The 19,714-nt window shown below is 41.0% G+C and carries 15 protein-coding genes; 13 read left to right on the top strand and 2 right to left on the bottom strand.

Going from position 1 to position 19,714, the window contains the following annotated elements; translation table 11 throughout:
* Positions 1-25: 25 nt before the first annotated feature.
* On the bottom strand, positions 26-1,150 hold the full coding sequence (gene yfkAB / locus FZC76_RS13125; RefSeq protein WP_148988635.1) for a radical SAM/CxCxxxxC motif protein YfkAB: 1,125 nt from the start codon (positions 1,148-1,150) through the stop codon (positions 26-28).
* A gap of 148 nt (positions 1,151-1,298) precedes the next feature.
* Between yfkAB and FZC76_RS13120 the strand changes: the two genes are divergently transcribed.
* Complete coding sequence (locus FZC76_RS13120; RefSeq protein ID WP_148988634.1) at positions 1,299-1,481, top strand: SE1561 family protein; 183 nt, start codon at positions 1,299-1,301, stop codon at positions 1,479-1,481.
* Between the two features lie 602 nt (positions 1,482-2,083).
* Here the strand turns inward: FZC76_RS13120 and FZC76_RS13115 are convergent.
* Positions 2,084-2,989: a GNAT family N-acetyltransferase gene (locus FZC76_RS13115; protein ID WP_148988633.1), complete on the bottom strand. Its 906-nt coding sequence runs from the start codon at positions 2,987-2,989 to the stop codon at positions 2,084-2,086.
* Between the two features lie 182 nt (positions 2,990-3,171).
* Here FZC76_RS13115 and FZC76_RS13110 point away from each other — a divergent pair, with 182 nt between their 5' ends.
* From FZC76_RS13110 to FZC76_RS13055, 12 genes are all read left to right on the top strand, one after another.
* Positions 3,172-4,713 carry a fumarate hydratase gene (locus FZC76_RS13110; protein WP_148988632.1) on the top strand — a complete coding sequence of 514 codons (1,542 nt, stop codon included), beginning with the start codon at positions 3,172-3,174 and terminating at the stop codon, positions 4,711-4,713.
* A 528-nt stretch (positions 4,714-5,241) separates the two neighbouring features.
* Positions 5,242-6,057 (top strand): delta-lactam-biosynthetic de-N-acetylase, encoded by an 816-nt coding sequence (pdaA, locus tag FZC76_RS13105; protein ID WP_148988631.1) that lies wholly within the window; start codon positions 5,242-5,244, stop codon positions 6,055-6,057.
* Positions 6,058-6,174: 117 nt separating this feature from the next.
* A complete protein-coding gene (locus FZC76_RS13100; protein WP_148988630.1) occupies positions 6,175-7,056 on the top strand; it encodes a DNA-3-methyladenine glycosylase family protein in 882 nt (293 codons plus the stop codon).
* Positions 7,053-8,456 carry a 23S rRNA (uracil(1939)-C(5))-methyltransferase RlmD gene (gene rlmD / locus FZC76_RS13095; protein ID WP_148988629.1) on the top strand — a complete coding sequence of 468 codons (1,404 nt, stop codon included), beginning with the start codon at positions 7,053-7,055 and terminating at the stop codon, positions 8,454-8,456. The genes FZC76_RS13100 and rlmD overlap by 4 nt, the downstream gene beginning before the upstream one ends.
* 217 nt (positions 8,457-8,673) lie before the next feature.
* The gene (locus FZC76_RS13090) at positions 8,674-10,257 is read left to right on the top strand and encodes a diguanylate cyclase (protein ID WP_187442066.1); all 1,584 of its coding nucleotides are present in this window, start codon (positions 8,674-8,676) and stop codon (positions 10,255-10,257) included.
* A 2-nt stretch (positions 10,258-10,259) separates the two neighbouring features.
* On the top strand, positions 10,260-11,315 hold the full coding sequence (locus tag FZC76_RS13085) for a HEAT repeat domain-containing protein (RefSeq protein ID WP_148988627.1): 1,056 nt from the start codon (positions 10,260-10,262) through the stop codon (positions 11,313-11,315).
* Between the two features lie 49 nt (positions 11,316-11,364).
* Positions 11,365-12,714 (top strand): glycosyltransferase family 2 protein, encoded by a 1,350-nt coding sequence (locus FZC76_RS13080; protein ID WP_148989031.1) that lies wholly within the window; start codon positions 11,365-11,367, stop codon positions 12,712-12,714.
* A gap of 33 nt (positions 12,715-12,747) precedes the next feature.
* Complete coding sequence (locus FZC76_RS13075; protein WP_148988626.1) at positions 12,748-13,125, top strand: response regulator transcription factor; 378 nt, start codon at positions 12,748-12,750, stop codon at positions 13,123-13,125.
* The gene (locus tag FZC76_RS13070) at positions 13,109-15,550 is read left to right on the top strand and encodes a HAMP domain-containing sensor histidine kinase (protein ID WP_148988625.1); all 2,442 of its coding nucleotides are present in this window, start codon (positions 13,109-13,111) and stop codon (positions 15,548-15,550) included. Before FZC76_RS13075 ends, FZC76_RS13070 begins: the two co-directional genes overlap by 17 nt.
* Before the next feature lie 66 nt (positions 15,551-15,616).
* On the top strand, positions 15,617-16,138 hold the full coding sequence (locus FZC76_RS13065) for a YehS family protein (RefSeq protein ID WP_148988624.1): 522 nt from the start codon (positions 15,617-15,619) through the stop codon (positions 16,136-16,138).
* Positions 16,139-16,236: 98 nt separating this feature from the next.
* Positions 16,237-17,313 carry a Gfo/Idh/MocA family protein gene (locus tag FZC76_RS13060; RefSeq protein ID WP_187442065.1) on the top strand — a complete coding sequence of 359 codons (1,077 nt, stop codon included), beginning with the start codon at positions 16,237-16,239 and terminating at the stop codon, positions 17,311-17,313.
* A gap of 1,202 nt (positions 17,314-18,515) precedes the next feature.
* Complete coding sequence (locus tag FZC76_RS13055) at positions 18,516-19,625, top strand: sugar ABC transporter substrate-binding protein (protein ID WP_148988622.1); 1,110 nt, start codon at positions 18,516-18,518, stop codon at positions 19,623-19,625.
* The last annotated feature ends 89 nt before the right edge of the window (positions 19,626-19,714 follow it).

Genomic DNA, 19,714 nt, shown 5'->3' with positions numbered 1-19,714 from the left:
TGGGAAAACGTTTCCCAGGCTTTGCTTATTTGGTCAATTTTGTTTCGCGTACGGTGAAATCCATGTTTGGATAGTACGCATTTTTTACTAATATGTTTGGTCCAAGACAAGCAACTGCCGGACAATGGCAGTCTAATTCTTTTGCAATAGAGGTCTCTTTCCATTTTTCATATGCAGTTGGTAAGTCTGTTGTTTGAATGTTGCCAAGGGGAGGCGTATCGCCAAAATCTGTGACGATGATATCTCCGTTAAAAATATTTACATTCAAACGCGAGCGACCGTCGGGGTCATTACGAACCGTCACATTTTTCGCCTCATACACGCGTTTCAGTAATTCACGATCTTCCGGATTATCACTGCAAGGATAAAACGGCAGCGTACCAAACAACATCCACGTGTTTTCATCCCGCATATCCAGCAAACGATGAATGGCATCACGCATTTCATCAAGCGTGAGGACTTCCATGCCGCTAGCAAAATCGCTAGGGTACATAGGGTGCACTTCATGTCTTTGACAGTTCATTTCCTCTACGATTTGCTTATGAATATGCTCAATATGCGGAAGCGTACGTTTATTCAACATCGTTTCAGCAGACACAATCACACCGGCGGCAGTCAAGGCCTTCGAATTTTCAATCATACGCTCAAAATACTTCGCTCGCTGCTCATACGTCGGTTTGCGGTCCATCATCGCAAATCCGCCTTCCACAAAGTCATCCATCGTACCCCAGTTATGAGAAATATGTAGCACATCCAGGTAAGGAATGATTTTTTCGTATCTGGCTAAATCTAATGTTAAGTTCGAATTAATCTGCGTTCGCACACCACGTTCATGCGCATATTTTAGTAGCGGGACGACGTATTCATTCACTGACTTCATGCTCATCATTGGCTCTCCGCCAGTAATACTGATGGAGCGAAGTCGTGGAATTTCTTCCAAACGTTGAATTAACAACTCTATTGGTAGAGCTTGCGGATCCTTTGGTTGTAACGTGTATCCGACGGCACAGTGCTCACAGCGCATGTTACAAAGCGTGGTGGTGGTGAATTCTACGTTTGTCAGTTCCATCTGGCCGTATTCTTTTACATCTAAATAAGCTTCCCATGGATCATAGGAAGGGGTAATTGGTGGTAGTATAGTTGTTTTCATCGTAAACTCCTTTATAAAAAACCTTACCCTTCATTGTATCATGATTCATGGTATTACAGACCGGAAAATTCTTCGAAGGTTGCTTGATGTGCTTTAGTGCGGTAGTATAAAGAAAAACTTACAGGAATGGCAGAAAGGTGCGATCATTATGGGCAAAGCAACAGACAACAAAGACTCCCAAGTCGATTACTTGAAAAATAGATTGAATATGTTTTTGGAGGTCGTGGATTCATTAGATCCGGAATCAACAGATGTGGAGGACATTGATCGTTTGATTCAGATGCTTGATGATTTGGAAGGGAAATATAATCAGTTTAAGAAGGATTGGTAAGAAGAGGATCATCCATGAAGAGATGAAGACCTCATTAAGGTGTGAAAGCTATGACAGAGCTCTTCATAGAGGTTATGAAGACCTCTTTAAGGTGTGAAAGCAGTGACAGAGGTCTTCATAGAGGTTATGAAGACCTCATTAAGGTGTGAAAGCTATGACAGAGGTCTTCATAGAGGTTAAGACCTCTTTAAGGTGTAAAAGCAGTGACAGAGGTCTTGATAGAGGTTATGAAGACCTCTTTAAGGTGTAAAAGCTATGACAGAGGTCTTCATAGAGGTTATGAAGACCTCTTTAAGGTGTAAAAGCAGTGAAAGAGGTCTTCATAGAGGTTATGAAGACCTCTTTAAGGTGTGAAAGCAGTGACAGAGGTCTTCATAGAGGTTATGAAGACCTCATTAAGGTGTGAAAGCTATGACAGAGGTCTTCATAGAGGTTATGAAGACCTCATTAAGGTGTGAAAGCAGTGACAGAGGTCTTCATAGAGGTTATGAAGACTTCTTTAAGGTTTAAAAGCTATGACAGAGGTCTTCATAGAGGTTAGAAAACAACAAAAAGAATGTGAATGTCTCTTCATACAAACGCATAGTTACACAATTGAAGCTTTACACTTTCTTCTTAATCTCCATTCTATAAACCTCCAACAACTCTTCCACCGACACCCCATCAATCTTCATTCCGGAAATGTCGCAAGCGTTAATCTCGACATCAACCATCTTACAATTGGTAAACCTCGTTCCCATCAACTCACAGCGTTCAAAACTTACTGGAGCATCTTCAATAGTTGTATCCTTAAACTCGACACCACTCATGTCAACGTGTTTCACTCTACTACCCGAAAGGTTCAAGTCAGCAAGCAGGGTAGAACGGAAATTTATGTTCTGGAACTTTGCTCCTCTTAAATTGATATTGCTAAAATGTGCCCCAGCTAACGTGCTATTGCTGAAAGCACTGTTTGCTAAATTCGCCTGATAAAAGGTCGCATCTTCTAAATTGCAGGATTCAAATGCATTTTCTGAAACTGCCATTCCATTGCGAATGCGTTTGATGTAACAAACCTCATCTTCCGTTTCAAATGTGCGCTCAAAGCCCATCTTTTCATAAAAGTGAAGGTTGCCTTTTTGTCTTGGAGAGGTTTCCAAGTCCCAAGTTGTCACAGAAGGATATGCCTTTTCTACTAAACGGATCACTTCAGAGCCTACGCCTTGCCCTTGATAAGCAGGATCTATAAATATTCGATCAATCCTGCCAAACCTTTTACCCGTTATGGTAAGAATAACCCCGCCTACTAGTTGCTCCTCCAACATTATCTTGTAATAGGTAAGCTCTTCTATCATATAGCGGGTAGTATATACGGAATCATAGCCCGGTGGTTGAATGTTATAGTCCACGATATGAGAATCTACCGTACCAAGCCAGTGGAGAGCTTCTTCATCAAAAGTCTTTTTCATCATACTAGTCAATTGCTCTGCATCATCTAGTCTAGCTTGTAAAAGTGTAATCTGTGCCATGTTTGTCCCTCCCGCTTCTTATGTATCTAAATCCCACTTTACCACAAAAATCCAACATGTATTAGGCTTTTGATGGAATCGTTTACAAAGTGCTTTATCCTTCTAATTAGAACAAGTATAATGAAGGATGTATAAAAAAACGTAGATAACTTTTCAACTGGGGATAGGAGAGGGAGTTAAAGATGAATAAATTATATGAGAGCATGTATGACTTGATCGTAGAAACCTCTACAAAGCTGCCTAAAGATGTACGTCGTGCGATTGCTAAAGCAAAGCTTAGCGAGAGTGCAGGAACACGTGCAGCAATGTCACTTGCTACAATTACAAATAATATTTCAATGGCGGATGAAAATGTGTCTCCGATCTGTCAGGACACAGGTCTGCCTACATTTAAAATAAAAACACCTGTTGGAGTAAACCAGCTGGAAATTAAAAAGGTAATTAAAGAAGCAATTGTACAGGCTACAAAGGATGGAAAGTTGCGTCCAAATTCAGTGGACTCCTTAACAGGTGCAAACAGCGGGGACAACCTTGGTGATGGAGTTCCTGTCATTAAATTCGAACAGTGGGAAAAGGATTATATTGACGCGCGTCTTATTTTAAAAGGTGGAGGCTGTGAGAACAAAAATATCCAGTACAGCTTGCCATGCGAACTTGAAGGTCTTGGCCGCGCAGGTCGTGACCTCGATGGTATCCGCAAATGTGTGATGCATTCTGTTTACCAGGCACAAGGACAGGGCTGTAGCGCCGGTGTTATCGGTGTTGGGATTGGTGGCGATCGCACTTCCGGTTATGAGCTTGCAAAAGAACAGCTTTTCCGTAGCCTGGATGATGAGAACACGGTACCTGAGTTAAAAGAACTTGAAGAGTATGTAATGGAAAATGCCAATAAGCTTGGTATCGGAACAATGGGCTTTGGTGGAGAAACAACATTGCTTGGCTGTAAGGTTGGTGTTGCACACCGTATTCCAGCTAGCTTTTTCGTATCAGTTGCTTACAACTGCTGGGCGTATCGCCGTTTAGGTGTGAAAATCAGTCCGGAAACTGGAGAGATTAACGAGTGGTTGTATCAGGAAGGCGAAATGATTGATTTTTCAAAAGAGTTGGCAGAGCAAGAGGAAGTAGCAGCAACTTCTGAAGCGAGTGAAATTGTTCTAGAGGCGCCGATTACGGAAGAGAAAATTCGTTCGTTAAAAGTGGGCGATGTGGTTCGCATTAATGGCAGAATGTACACTGGCCGCGACGCGATCCATAAGCACTTGAGTGACAATGATGCCCCAGTTGATTTAGACGGACAAATCATTTATCACTGTGGCCCGGTTATGTTGAAAGATGAAGAAGGAAACTGGCATGTAAAAGCAGCAGGACCAACGACAAGTATTCGCGAGGAACCTTACCAAGGGGATATTATGAAAAAGTTTGGTATACGTGCGGTAATGGGGAAAGGTGGAATGGGTGCAAAAACATTGAAAGCCTTGGAAGAGCACGGAGGCGTTTACTTAAATGCCATCGGCGGAGCGGCACAATATTATGCCGACTGTATTAAAGGTGTCGATGGAGTAGATTTGATGGAGTTTGGTATTCCGGAAGCAATGTGGCACTTGAATGTAGAAGGCTTTACAGCGGTAGTGACAATGGATTCGCATGGCAACAGCTTGCATGCGGATGTAGAGAAGTCTTCTTTAGAAAAACTTGCCCAGTTTAAGGATAGAGTGTTTAACTGATAAATATAGTTAGCGGTTCGGTGACCTAGGTGGTTGCCGAATTTTTTTTATTATTGGATCTGTTAAACACCGCAGATGTTTTCCGCACTAGGCTTCGCTTTCCTTGGGGCATTTGGGGAGCCTCCTCGGAAAAGCGCCTGCGGGGTCTTCCCTAAACGCTTATCTCCCTCAGGAGTCTGCGCCTAATGCTCCAATCAACAGCTAGGTTGCTGCAAAAATCAACAGTATGCTTTAACAGAGCCTTATTATTAGAGGGACGGTAATCTATTAAAGGTAGTCGTGTCATTATTTCCCGGAAAAAGTCGATTGGCTTGCATTGCGTTTGTTTCGGACTGTGTTTGGCTTACTTTGGCTTGTATTTTACGAATTTACGCTTGTATTTGCCTGCATTTGGACAGTATTTCCTAATTTTCCGACAGTAAGTAAAGTGAAGTCACCAATTGGAAAACAATACACCGTATCAATCCTTAATTCCAAACGAAACATAATAGTAGCTAGAGATCATGGAAGGGAGGAAACATCATCATCATGCGAAAATTACTTAATATCCTAATCATAAGTGTTGTTGCACTATTCTTCATTCCGCATTTAAGCCAAGCGGACACCTATTCCACTACCACCCTACATTGGGGATTTAAAAAGAGTCAAAACCATGAGCCACCAGATGCAGGTCAAAAATACAATGAACTTTTAAAGAAACATGACGCTTTTTACCTTGGTGATACAACCAAAAAAGAAATATACCTCACCTTTGATAATGGCTATGAGAATGGATACACCGAAAAAGTATTGGACGTACTTAAAAAGAAAAAAGTACCTGCAGCTTTTTTCGTAACAGGGTATTACCTCAAAGACCAGCCTGATCTTGTAAAAAGAATGGTTAATGAAGGTCATATCGTTGGTAATCATAGCTGGCATCATCCTGATATGACACAAGTAAACGATGTTCGCTTTAAAAAAGAACTCGACATGATTAAAGAAGAGTACAAAAATATAACAGGTCTTGATAATATGACCTATTTGAGGCCGCCCCGCGGAACGTTCAGTGACCGAACACTGGCACTTGCCAACCAAATGGGTTATCAACACGTCTTCTGGTCCCTGGCTTATGTTGATTGGCATACCGACCAGCAAAAAGGCTGGAAATATTCTTATGATAATATCATGGCTCAAATACATCCTGGTGCGATACTTTTGCTTCACACTGTTTCCAAAGACAATGCTGAAGCGATGGAAAAGGTCATAGACGATCTTCGTAAACAAGGATATGAATTCAAAAGCCTGGATGAAATCGCTGCACAACATACTATTCCCAATCCAATTTTGCTTATACAGGAAAACTGACTCCTTCGCCGACCAGCAAAGGAGTTTTTCTGATTGTACCTCTTTCCACCCCCCTTGTTTGGCAACTCACCAGAAAGCCGTTATAATTGGGAAAGTATATAAAGGACGGTGGGGAAATTGGTTAGGATAAAGATAAATGGACCATATGATTTTGACAGAGTATTGCAGCGGCTTTCCATTGATCCGTTAATGGTCGTCGATCAAAAGGCGCGTTCTGTAAAAGTACCGATGTATCAGGGAGAAACTCCAATAGTGATAGAAGTGCAGGCGACAGGGACGAAACAAAGCCCGAGTTTTCAATTATTTAGTTCAGCAACGCTGACAGATATGGAAATACAGCACATAAAGTCTATTTTCCAATGGGACAGGCCGCTTCAAGACATCGCCAATCATTTTACCAAAACAGATCTCGCAGCTATTTTCCAAGAGCACGAAGGGACGCCGCTCGTACTTGATTTTGACCTCTACCACTGTCTAATGAAATGCATTATCCATCAACAGGTCAATATGAAATTCGCACATACGTTGACGCAACGTTTTGTCCATACATTCGGTTTTGAAAAAGAAGGAGTTTGGTTTTATCCAAAGCCGGAAGAAGTTGCTAAGTTTGATTACGAGCAAATTACTGAACTGAAAATGAGCCGCAGAAAAGCGGAATATTTAATAGATACTTCCAAACTGATTGCAACTGGCGACTTGCCACTTTACAATTTGGACCAAAAAACGGATGAAGAAATCCTGAAGGACCTTGTAAAAGTAAGAGGAATCGGCCCATGGACTGTCCAAAACCTGCTTCTATTTGGACTCGGGAGGCCAAATCTATTCCCAATCGCAGATATTGGCATCCAGAATGCCTTGAAAAAATTAAAAGGACTCGACCAAAAGCCTACTGTTCTGCAAATGCAGGAGTGGGCCAAGGACTGGGAACCATATTTAAGCTATGCGTCCCTTTACCTTTGGAGAAGCATCGAACCGCAAGCTGAGGAGTTAGTAAAATGAAAACGAAGAAACCATATAACAAGCAGCAACAATCAAATGTCGATATGAAAGTGGGTCAAACTTTTCCGCTAACGATTAAGCGCTTGGGGATCAACGGAGAAGGTGTGGGTTATTTTAAAAAGCAAGTGGTGTTTGTTCCTGGTGCACTGCCTGAAGAAGTAGTCGTGGCGGAAGTGACAGACGTTAAGAACAAGTTTGCCGAAGCGAAAATTAAAAAGATTCGTAGCAAATCCCCACATCGAACTACACCGCCTTGCCCCATTTATGAGCAGTGCGGAGGCTGTCAGCTCCAGCATTTAAAATACGACCAACAGTTAACTTTGAAACGCGATATCGTCATTCAGTCACTAGAACGCCATACAAAGCTAAATGTCAATAATCTCGATATTAAACCGACCATCGGTATGGAAGACCCGTGGTATTACCGCAATAAGAGTCAGTTCCAGGTTGGCAAGCAGAAGGAAAAAGTAATTGCTGGCCTTTACGGTGCCAATTCGCACAAGCTAATTGATATTGTTAATTGTATCGTCCAGCACAGTGCCACAACGGAAGTAACCAACACAGTTAAAAAGATTCTGCAAGACTTCAACATACCTGTTCAAAATGAGAAAAAGGGACAACCATCCGTTCGCACCATCATGACAAGGGTCGGTTTTTCCACTGGGGAAATTCAAGTAGTTCTGATTACGACCGATGAAAAATTGCCGCGCAAACAGTTAGTAGTTGAAGAAATTCAAAAGCGTTTGCCAAAAGTGAAGAGTATTATGCAAAACGTAAACGGCAAAAAAACATCCCTTATTTTCGGGGAAGAAACCATTCATTTAAGCGGAGAAAAAGTGATTCAGGAAACACTTGGAGACGTATCGTTTGAATTGAGCGCACGGGCATTCTTCCAGCTTAACCCGGTCCAGACGGTCAAGCTTTATGATTTGGTAAAAGAAGCAGCACAATTGACGGGCAAAGAAAAAGTCGTTGATGCTTACTGTGGTGTAGGAACCATCGGCCTTTGGCTGGCAGAAGGTGCAGGTGAGGTTCGGGGTATGGACACCATTGCAGAATCTATTGATGATGCAAAGGAAAACGCTAAACGTCATGGCTATACGAACATGAAATATGTAGCAGGGAAAGCAGAGAAATGGTTGCCAAGATGGGTAAAAGAAGGCTGGAGACCAGATACGATCGTTGTGGATCCTCCTCGTACAGGCCTGGACGAAACTTTCATGAAGACCGTCCTTGACGTAGAACCAAAGAATTTCGTTTATGTTTCCTGTAATCCATCCACACTTGCAAAAGATATTCAGTTCTTAAGTAGGAAGTATAAAGTGGATTGGATCCAACCTGTGGATATGTTTCCTCAAACGGCTCATGTGGAAAGTGTTGTCAGGTTCATACGTAAATAAAGATATTGAAATCACACTTAAAAGGCGCCACTCTTCTGATGGAGTGGTGTTTTCTTTTCCTTCAATTGGTACAAAGAGGGCTAAATGTATATTTATGGTGTTGATCATGAAAATATATCCATGACATCACAATCAATCCTCTTTATAATTGTAATATAATATGGAATTTAGAGGCTATTCATCTCGGTTGTCTCATCGGAAGGTAGGTTGTGCTGTATTGGATAAATATAAAACGAAATTAATTGCTACTATTTTAAATCAAATAGATCAGTGGAAAGATAGCGCTAGCGATGTTCCCCATGAAGAAGTATATCGGTTTGTTCACTCTATAAAAGGAACTGCTAGGACAGTAGGGCTGGATGAGCTTGGAGATATAACAGAAGCACTATATGAAAAGATAAGCGTTGCTGAAAAGAGAGCGTGGCAGTTGGAGGAATGCCAATCCTTTTTGCAAGAAGTAATCGTTTTTTGTAAAAAGATAGGAACGATTCCTGAACAAACAAAAGATCATCCAAGGATCCTCATCGCAGATCGTGATCCGGCTTTACTTGTTGAGTGGAAAGAGTATCTGGAGAGCAAGTCTTTCCATGTATTAGTCAGTACAGACATGGAAAAGACCATTGATACTTTCTATGATGTGAAACCAGATTGTCTGATAATAGACGAAGGGTTGAAAGATGAAAAAGGGCTTTCATTGTTAGAGAGACTTCAAGCAAGCGGTCAGCAAATGTTGACACCAATTATGGTGATTGGTGACAATTCAAACAGGGAAATTCGATTAAACGCTTACCGTAAGGGAGCAGATGATTTTATTTCCAAACCTTTGGATCTAGAGGAGTTTGAAGTAAGGGTCTCGAGACAAGTGAGCAGAAAAAAGCAATATGACGATTTGTTGTTGATGGATGAGCTCACAAAGGCGTATAACAGGAAGTACTTTCAGTCGTTTTTTGCGAAACAGCAGTCAATTCTTACAAGAGTTAAAGAGCCGTTTAGTGTAGGAGTCATTGATCTCGATTATTTTAAACAAGTAAATGATACTTACGGGCATGTGGTTGGTGACGAGGTGTTGAAGCAGCTAGCATCATACATGAAGCAAAATATGCGCTCAGGTGATGTATTTGCCAGATATGGTGGCGAAGAGTTTGCTATGTTGCTGCCGAATACCGTTATAGAACAAGCAAAAAAGCTGGTTGAACGACTTCTGAATGGTTTTATGAAATTGAATTTCCAAGCAGATCAAGTATCTTTCACTTGTTCCTTTTCTGGAGGAGTTGTACAGGTAACAGAGGGTGGCTTGGCATTGGAAAGAGTAATGGAGCGTGCAGACAAGGCTCTCTATGAAGCGAAAAAGAATGGAAAGGCAAGAGTGGAGGTATATGAAGGAGGCCAGGAGGTTGTTACACAGAAAGTTAAGGTAGCTATTGTCGATGATGATGAGATTGTAAGAATGATGCTTTCTGAAGTGATAGGAAAGCTGTCTCTTCCTGCGAATAGAATCATTGATATAGAAACATTCCCTGACGGAAAAAGCTTTTTGCAATCGGAGTGGCTACATAGTCAGGATCGCTATGTGGTCATTCTTGATGGAATGATGCCGAAAATGGACGGACTGGAAGTGTTACAAAGACTTCGTTCGGAAAGACGCCATGACCAGTTTAGAGTTATGATGTTAACTTCTAGGAAAAGCGAAAGGGACATACAAAAAGCGTTACAGCTTGGAGCGGATGACTATGTAACAAAGCCTTTTAAGCTCCTTGAGGTGGAAGCAAGACTTCAGCACCTGATAAAGCGGGGGATGTGACATTGATTAGTAGTGTTGTTTCAATCGTACTCGTTATCATTCTTTCTTTTTTTATATTGCTATCGATTTTGTTTATCTATATGCTTGTCACTAAATTGATGCAGAACAGCCTACGTCAAAAAATTGACCAACATAAAGAAGAATTAAGGGCTAAAGTTTTTGAATACTTATACAGGCAAAACCAGGACATTCTTGAACAGGAATGGAGCGGGAATCAGTGGAAAGCAATGGAAGAACTGTTTAGCGATTTTGCAGATGTCGTCCAAGGGGATGAAGTGCAGGAGCGGATCACACATTTTGCAAACACTCATTTTATGGAGAAATATAAGCGGAACCTTCTTCATCGTCGTTGGAGCATTAGGATGAATAGTTTGTATGCAATTGAGGATTTTCAATTGAAAAGCATGGTGCCTTACCTTCTTAATACTTATGAAAAGAGAACTCTGTCTCAGGAAGAAAGAAGACAATTATTAAAAATCCTAGTGCGGTTTCAAACAAATCACTGGGAGGAATTAGTGATAGAACCAAATTGGCGTCTTTCAGAATTTATGTATAGATCCTTATTGGGTGTGATGACAGAAAGACAGTTTCAGGCGATGGTTACAAATTTTGATGCCTTCCCTGAATACATTCAGCTTCCAGTGCTGGATATGATAGGGATTGAGGGGAAAAGGGAGTTTTTGCCCTTTCTTGAGGACCTTCTGAGGATTTCTTCAGGAGAAAAGAAAATAAGAATTCTAAAAGCACTGAATGAATTAGGGTATTCAAAGGTCCTGGAATGGATGGGGCATGTAGATCTCAAAGAGAGCTCATGGGAAGAGCGATTAATGCTTAGTAAATTACTTGGAAGAACCAACCGTAAGGAGAGCCTTCTTATTTTGACAGAGTTTCTAAGTGACACAAATTATGATGTCAGAAATAACGCTGCGAAATCCATCTTATCCATTGAAGGAGGGGCATACCATCTCCATCAGGTCCTTGAAACTTCATCAGACCGCTTTGCAAGAGATATGGCGGAAGAATGGTTGCAGAAAGGAGGGCAAATCCGTGGAAGGTAATTTTGTTTATTTGCTATTACAGGGAATTGGTTGGTTTGTTATCGCTTATATGGGATTTGTCATTCTTTTTTACCTGTTTATGTTGCTTGTTTCCTTGTTCCAAGTTAGGAAGAATTATCAGCTGGACAATACAGAGCCATATGAGGACTTATTGGATGTAAGTTATTCTAAACCGTTATCTATATTGGTGCCGGCCTACAATGAATCACTTGGGATTATTCCATCTGTTCGTTCTCTACTTAGCATAGAATATCCGCAGTATGAAATCATTGTAATTAATGATGGTTCAAAAGATGATACGATGGAAAAGCTCATCGAAGAATTTCAATTGAAAAAAATAAAGAAAATAGTAAAACAAAAGTTGAAGACAAAAGAAGTAAAAGGTATCTACCAGTCTTCTATTTATGATTATTTATTTGTGATAGATAAAGAGAATGGTGGGAAGTCGGATGCACTAAACGTTGGAATCAACGTATGCACCTATCCCTATTTCTGTTCAGTGGACGGCGATTCTATTCTGGAGAGGGACGCTTTCTTAAAAGTAATGAAGCCTATCATAGATTCTGATGGAGACGTTATTGCCACAGGTGGAAGTGTAAGAATCGCAAACGGTTCTGCTATCGAAAACGGATCCATCATGAAGGTGGGCCTTTCCTCCAATCCACTAGTCATCATGCAGGTTATTGAATATTTACGCGCATTTTTAGTGGGGAGAATCGGGTTAAGCAGGCACAATCTTTTATTGATTGTATCAGGTGCCTTTGGGGTTTTCTCTAAAAAGTGGGTAATGGATGCAGGGGGCTATTCTCATACCGTTGGAGAGGATATGGAATTGGTCGTAAGGCTGCACCGGTTTATAAAGGAAAAGAAGTCCAACAAGAAAATTGTCTATGTTGCAGATCCTGTGTGCTGGACAGAAGCTCCGGAAGAAATGACCTTTTTAAAAAGACAGCGGAATCGATGGCACAGGGGGCTATTTGAAAGTTTGTGGATGCACCGCTCAATGGCGTTCAATCCTAAATATGGATCCATTGGTATGGTATCCATGCCATATTTTATCTTTATAGAGTTTTTGGGGCCAGTGGTGGAATTAACAGGTTATTTATATATAATCCTCTCTTTTTTTCTTGGTGGTATGAATGAAGAAATAGCGTTACTCCTATTCTTGCTTTTTGTCATCTATGGTTCTATCTATTCCATGTTGGCTGTTTTGATGGAAGAGTGGAGTCTCAAACGATACCCTAAAGCAAGGCATATTGTTGTTTTATTCTTCTATTCTCTTACAGAAACCTTCTGGTACAGACCTTTAACCATAATCTGGAGATGTCAAGGGATCTTGGATGTATTAAGGAAGAAGAGAGGTTGGGGAGAAATGCAACGAAAAGGAGTATCCCAATAATCTGGAAACAATTGATAAATGGAGGAGTCAAAAATGGCAAATATATTACTTGCTGAGGACGAGAGTGTTCTTCGCATGCTCATAACAGATACACTAGAAGATGAAGGACACCAGATAGTGGAGGCAAGTAGCGGAAAAGAAGCGGTGGATATTTTGGAAGCGGGAAATACTTTTGATCTGGTCATCCTCGATTATATGATGCCTGTATACACAGGATTAGAGGTGCTAACAAAAATGAAAACGATGGGGTTGAATCATGTTCCTCCAGTCCTTATCCTTACAGCTAAAAGTCAGCAATCAGTTCGTGACGAGGTCCTTGCTTCGGGAGCTTCAGGATTTATGTCCAAGCCGTTCAGTCCGATGGAGCTTGCAGAAAAAGTAGAGGCAATGCTAAATGAAGTGGAAAAATAGTATATCTAAGAAATTTTTAACAATAAATGGAATATTTTTTGTTGTTTTAGTCACTGGGATTATAACACTGTTGGTGTATGAGTTCTCACTATCTGAAGAGTTCAAGGAAAGGAATGGAGCGCTCGAAGATAAGGAAAAGCTAATACAAACCATTGATGATGACATAAATAGTTCGTTCCTGAAGTATCGTGGATATGTCGCATTTTCCAACCAAGAGATGTTAAAAGAAGCAAAAGGATTTGAACGTGACATCAGAAATAATATTGAAGGTCTTACGGAAATGGCGGAAACCGAGAACGACAAACAGTTTGTGGATAAAGTAACAGATTTTCATACCTTCTATTTTTCTATCTACCTTCCCAAAGTGGAGGATCTATATGAACGAGGAAATATGAATGAGCTTGAGGACTATTTGTTCAACCAGGGTACATCCGATGATATCTTTGATTTTATGGATTATATGAAAGAATACCGGTATGAAGTAGATCGGGAGATAGAAAACAATGTAGATTTGATGTCAGATAAAACCCAAGCCAGTCAGCTTTTATTTTCCTTGTATTTTCTGCTTGTGATCTCCCTACTGTTCATCATAACTTGGGTGCTTATTAAACAGGTGGGAAGACCGTTGCGTGAATTATCAGAGGCTGCAGATAATATTACGAATGGAAAAATAACAGTATTGCCCTCTTATCAGAACAGCTCAGATGAGATAGGTGTATTAACCAACGCACTCCATACAATGGTTAATACCTTACAATACAAAGAAGAAGAGTTGATAGCGCAAAATGAAGAACTACTTGCACAGCAGGACGAACTTCATGCACAACAAGACGAACTTCAAGCACAACAAGTGCAATTAGAAGATAATATCTCAATAATTGAAGAGAGTAATGAACAACTTGAGGTAAGGAACAAGTTTATTCATGATATGGCAGAGACGTTAAGCAGAGAACGACTGTTAGAAAATGTTGTCCGAAATATGGGGAAAGTATTAGGGGCTAATGTTGGCATCATGATGATGCTTAATGATAAAAAAACAGCTGCTTCTATTGGTCTGCCAAAGAGGGCGGTAGAGCAATTAAAGTCAGAAGAGAATAATGTATTCCTCCAACAATTATTGGATGTCCAAAAAGCATTTAAAGTGGATAGAAAATGCAGTCGGATGGAGGCAACCTACCATTCGGAAGATATGGCAGCCTTTGATTTATTCATACCCGTCCTTACATCTAATGATATAATAGCAGCTTACATGCAGTTCACAAGATATGATGCGCCTTTTACTGAAAGAGAAATTGAAACAGGGGAAGCACTGGCCATGCAGGTCAGTATGGCTTTGGAAAAAGTTGATTTGTACGAGGATTCGGAAGAGAATCGACTCTTTTACCAGGACATTCTAAACACCATACAGGAGGGTGTCCTATTAGTGGATGAAAGAGGTAGTGTACTTCAGGCCAACACCAAAATGAGTTCCTTAATGAACTTTCCAACCCCTAATCGGCTCTTGCAATTATCGTTTGAAGAATGGACAACGGTCCTGGTTGAAATGGCAGTCGATAAAGAAAAGCTGCGCACAGATCTACTCTCTACTTTTAGTGAGAAAGAGTTTGCTGATGATGCCTTAATATTTGAGTTGTATCAAAGGCATGATAGGTGTGTCTTTAAAATGTATAAGGAAAAAGTATCACGACAAGACCTTTCTTACGGCTATATCTTGGTATTCCGTGATATGACAAAAGAGTATGAAGTGGATAGGATGAAATCGGAATTTGTTAGTACCGTAAGCCACGAACTACGTACGCCATTAGCTAGTGTTCTAGGGTTTACAGAAAGAATGATCTACAAAGAGTTAACCGAAGAACGTAAAAAAACCTACTTGAAAACAATCTACCAGGAAGCAAAGCGTCTGACAGCATTAATTAATGACTTTTTGGATGTCCAGAAAATGGAAGCGGGAAAACAAGTTTATCGCAAAAAACCGGAAAATATAGTGGAGATTATTCAGGAAGCAAGTGATATTTTCCAACACAACGCCAATACGCATCCAATACTTCTTGAAGTAATGACGGAACAGACGAAAGTGGAAGCGGACAGGGAGAAACTTTCACAGGTAATGGCTAATTTGCTGAGCAATGCGATTAAATATTCTCCTGATGGTGGAAAAATTCATATAGCAGTCATTTCTAAGGCTGAGATGTTACAGGTTACAATTAGGGACCATGGTATTGGAATTCCGAAAGAAGCGATTCCACATCTCTTTACTAAGTTTTATCGGGTTGATAATTCCGACCTGAGAAAAATTGGGGGAACAGGACTCGGCTTATCCATTGTGAAAGAAATTATCCATGCACACGATGGAGATATAAGAATAACATCACAGATGGAGGAAGGAACGGTTGTCACAATAGAAATTCCCTTGGCAAAATAAATGCTAAATTTTTCAGTAAATGGTAATAAATATAGGAAATGAGCAATACAAAAAAGGAGTTTATACATGACGAACAACGATATACTAATTAGACTAAGATACGCACTAGACATTAAGGACAACGATATGGTCGAGATCTTTAAACTTGGTGATATTGATGTAACGAGAGAAGAAGTACAAATGATGCTTACTAAAGAGGTAGATAGCTATGACTATGATACCGAGGAAGAATACGAGCAGGCACTTGAGGAGGAAGAAATCCTTCCTATCAACAATAACAAGCTGGAGTCGTTCCTAAACGGCTTGATTATTTTCAAAAGAGGCAGACAGGAACCAAGACCGGGCCAACCAGCAAAACCGCCATATTCAAATGAACCGGCAAACAATATTCTTTTGAAAAAAGTAAAGATTGCCCTTGCGTTAACAACAGAAGATATTATCGACATTATTGGAGAAGCTGGTGTAACCATATCAAAGGGTGAATTGGGAGCTTTTTTACGAAAGAAAGGGCACAAGAACTATAAAACATGCATGGATAAATACGCGAGGAATTTCTTAAAAGGTTTGGCTCTTAAATACCGTCATTAATAAACAATGTAAAACAGCACTTTCCTAAATAAAAGAGGAGAGTGCTGTTTTTTGTCGAAATGAAGAGAAAGACCATTTACATAAAAGGGGATTTTAAGATGAAGAAAATAAGAGTAGGAATTATTGGAACAGGATTTGGCGCAAAAGTTCATGCACCTGTAATGCAAAGTCATCAAGGGTTTGAGATAGTATCTATTGCGAGTGTATCCCGCGGAAGGCTGGTCGAAATTAAAGAGGAAACAGGCATTGAGAAAGTTTATGGAAACTGGGAGGAAATGCTGGAGTCAGAAGAGATAGATTTGGTTTCTGTCGCCTCTGCACCATTGTTACATCATGACATGGTGGTAAAGGCATTTTCTAGCGGCAAACATGTTCTATGTGAGAAACCTATGGCTTTTGATGCAGATGAGGCAGAGAAGATGATTCAGGCAAGAGATGCGGCTGGTAAAATGGGTTGGATTAATTTTGAGTATCGCTTTTTGCCAGCGAGGCAAAAGATTAAAGAGATTATTTCGAGTGGGAAAATTGGCAAGGTGTTGCATGTGAATTTCTCTTTGAACATTGCAGGGTACGAGAGATACGCCACAAGTAAACGCGGTTGGCTGAGTCAAAAAGATCAAGCAGGCGGGATGCTTGGAGCAGTGGGTTCTCATTTGATTGATTCTCTATTGTGGTGGACAGATGCGAAGGTAGAATTTGTTTCGGGCCAGCTGACCACTCATGTACCGGAGTTCACTGATGAAAACGGTGAGAAGGAAGTCCGAACAGCAGATGATGCTTTCCAAGCGATGGGTAATTTCTTAGGCGGGGGAACCTTTAACATCGGTTCCAACATTGCCGTTCGTCATGCAGAAGGATGGGAGCTAGAGGTATACGGAACAGAAGGTACGATCAAAATGTCACAGGACAACATAGTGCTTGTAGGAATTGGAAATGATCCTTTGGAAGAAGTGGAGCTAGAGGAAGCTTTGTCGATACCAGACGGGATGAATCCGGTTGCTGCTGGTTATTTCAATGCTTTTTATCGCTCGTTGGATGAGGTGTATAAAGCACTGTCCGGAGAGGGAGTTAATCCTCATTTACCTGTATTGGAGGATGGCCATGGGGTGCAGGTCGTGATGGATGCAATTCGTCGATCGCATGAGGAGAAAAGAATGGTGATAGTGGAATATTAATAGTTAATATTGTGTGGGTGCAGTTGCTAAGGAGCGGCTGCACTTTTTAATTTTTCAGGATTAATAAGACGGTGAAGGCTGTTTTGGAGGAGGTTCGGTCGAATAGAAGTGTTCTATTAGACAAAAGAGGTTGCTCGGTAGGAGGTTCGGTCGAATAGAAGCGTTCTATAGGACAAAAGAGGTTGCTCGGTAGGAGGTTCGGTCSAATAGAAGTGTTCTATTAGACAAAAGAGGCTGCTCGGTAGGAGGTTCGGTCGAATAGAAGCGTTCTATAGGACAAAAGAGGTTGCTCGGTAGGAGGTTCGGTCGAATAGAAGTGTTCTATTAGACAAAAGAGGTTGCTCGGTAGGAGGTTCGGTCGAATAGAAGCGTTCTATTAGACAAAAGAGGTTGCTCGGTAGGAGGTTCGGTCGAATAGAAGTGTTCTATAGGACAAAAGAGGYTGCTCGGTAGGAGGTTCGGTCGAATAGAAGCGTTCTATAGGACAAAAGAGGTTGCTCGGTAGGAGGTTCGGTCGAATAGAAGCGTTCTATAGGACAAAAGAGGTTGCTCGGTAGGAGGTTCGGTCGAATAGAAGCGTTCTATAGGACAAAAGAGGTTGCTCGNTCTATAGGACAAAAGAGGTTGCTCGGTAGGAGGTTCGGTCGAATAGAAGCGTTCTATAGGACAAAAGAGGTTGCTCGGTAGGAGGTTCGGTCGAATAGAAGTGTTCTATTAGACAAAAGAGGTTGTTCGGTAGGAGGTTCGGTCGAATAGAAGCGTTCTATTAGACAAAAGAGGCTGCTCGGTAGGAGGTTCGGTCGAATAGAAGTGTTCTATAGGACAAAAGAGGTTGCTCGGTAGGAGGTTCGGTCGAATAGAAGCGTTCTATAGGACAAAAGAGGTTGCTCGGTAGGAGGTTCGGTCGAATAGAAGTGTTCTATTAGACAAAAGAGGTTGCTCGGGAGGAGGTTCGGTCTAATAGAAGCGTTCTATTAGACAAAAGAGGCTACTGAGGAGGAGGTTCGGTCGAATAGAAGTGTTCTATTAGACAAAAGAAGCTGTTAAAGACATATTTCTAGGAAGTATTCCCAATTATTAAAAAAGTACAGACAATACCAAAAGAGTGCTAGTGATAGCGCTTACAACCCTTTTACCCCCTGCCATATAATTAAGGTGTAATCAAATTAACGAAACAAGCCAAAACAAAGGGGGAGCAACAAATGAAGAAGACTTGGAAAGCTACGTCATTATTACTGGTTTTAATGCTTTTTACAGCTATGCTTGCGGCATGTAACAGCAGTACAGGGGGAAGCGGCAGTGTAAGTGTGGGAATTGTTTTGCCAACAAAGGATGAGCCAAGATGGGTGCAGGACGAGCAACGATTCAAGGATGCATTGAAAGATTCTGACTATACAACAGAAATCCTCTTTAGCCAAGGTTCTTCCGCTAAGGAAAAAGAGAACGTTGAAACATTGATCAACAAAGGAATTGAAGTGCTGATTATCACTCCTCAAGATGGAGATGCAGCAGCTGCAGCAGTAGAAGCGGCAAAAAAAGAAGGTATCACGGTTATCTCTTATGACCGTTTAATTACAAACACAGATGCAGTGGATTACTATGTGACATTTGACAGTGTGGCAGTTGGTGCTGCTCAAGGTCAATACCTAATTGATAATGTTCAAGGATCTGGCGTTCCGCTTTACTTATATGCGGGTGCAGCTTCTGACAACAACGCTTTCCTTTTCTTTGAGGGAGCTTGGAAAACATTACAACCAAAAATTGCAGACGGAACGTTCAAGATTGCAAACTCCAGTGAAGCGGAAGCATTAAAAGACACAGCTGAACTAACACGTGACCAAATGAGTAAAATTCTAGGACAAGTAACAACTAACTGGGATCCAAACGAAGCGAAGAACAAAGCTCAAACACACTTAACTGCAGTGGGTGCAGATATGAAGGGTGACGTGGCGGTTCTTGCTCCAAACGACGGTACAGCGCGTTCTATCGCAGACGTGTTCGCAACGGATGGGGAAGTATCTAGCTACTTAGTAACAGGTCAGGATGCAGAAAAAGCTTCCATCCAATATATCATTGATGGCAAGCAATCCATGACAGTTTTCAAAGACGTACGTACATTAGTGACGGATGCTATGGGTATTGCGGTAGAAATTCTAGACGGCAAAACTCCAGAAACAACTGGTTCTTACGATAACGGAGAAGTAGAAGTTAAAGCAAAACAAACAGATGTCATCGTAGTGGACGAAGAAAACGTACAACAAGAACTAATTGACTCTGAATACTACGAAGCAAGCGAATTTACAGGATTATAAGTAAAGTTAAGCTTTGTGCACAAAATAAATTTCCCTGTAGATTGGAGTGCAAGGTGTGAGACTCCAGCGGGAGGTAGCGATAGGTTGAG

Source organism: Sutcliffiella horikoshii, from assembly GCF_008180725.1.
In the GTDB taxonomy this organism is placed as follows: Bacteria; Bacillota; Bacilli; order Bacillales; family Bacillaceae_I; genus Sutcliffiella_A; species Sutcliffiella_A horikoshii_B.
Note: the sequence above shows the minus strand (reverse complement) of the source record. Positions and strands in the feature narration are given on the sequence as shown.

Excerpts from the sequence above, each read along its gene's own strand:
- FZC76_RS13060 (WP_187442065.1), top strand. The coding sequence starts at position 16,237 with ATGAAGAAAATAAGAGTAGGAATTATTGGAACAGGATTTGGCGCAAAA.
- FZC76_RS13080 (WP_148989031.1), top strand. The coding sequence starts at position 11,365 with ATGGGATTTGTCATTCTTTTTTACCTGTTTATGTTGCTTGTTTCCTTG.
- FZC76_RS13075 (WP_148988626.1), top strand. The coding sequence starts at position 12,748 with ATGGCAAATATATTACTTGCTGAGGACGAGAGTGTTCTTCGCATGCTC.
- FZC76_RS13115 (WP_148988633.1), bottom strand. The coding sequence starts at position 2,989 with ATGGCACAGATTACACTTTTACAAGCTAGACTAGATGATGCAGAGCAA.
- yfkAB (WP_148988635.1), bottom strand. The coding sequence starts at position 1,150 with ATGAAAACAACTATACTACCACCAATTACCCCTTCCTATGATCCATGG.
- FZC76_RS13120 (WP_148988634.1), top strand. The coding sequence starts at position 1,299 with ATGGGCAAAGCAACAGACAACAAAGACTCCCAAGTCGATTACTTGAAA.
- FZC76_RS13055 (WP_148988622.1), top strand. The coding sequence starts at position 18,516 with ATGAAGAAGACTTGGAAAGCTACGTCATTATTACTGGTTTTAATGCTT.
- pdaA (WP_148988631.1), top strand. The coding sequence starts at position 5,242 with ATGCGAAAATTACTTAATATCCTAATCATAAGTGTTGTTGCACTATTC.
- FZC76_RS13110 (WP_148988632.1), top strand. The coding sequence starts at position 3,172 with ATGAATAAATTATATGAGAGCATGTATGACTTGATCGTAGAAACCTCT.
- FZC76_RS13065 (WP_148988624.1), top strand. The coding sequence starts at position 15,617 with ATGACGAACAACGATATACTAATTAGACTAAGATACGCACTAGACATT.
- rlmD (WP_148988629.1), top strand. The coding sequence starts at position 7,053 with ATGAAAACGAAGAAACCATATAACAAGCAGCAACAATCAAATGTCGAT.
- FZC76_RS13070 (WP_148988625.1), top strand. The coding sequence starts at position 13,109 with ATGAAGTGGAAAAATAGTATATCTAAGAAATTTTTAACAATAAATGGA.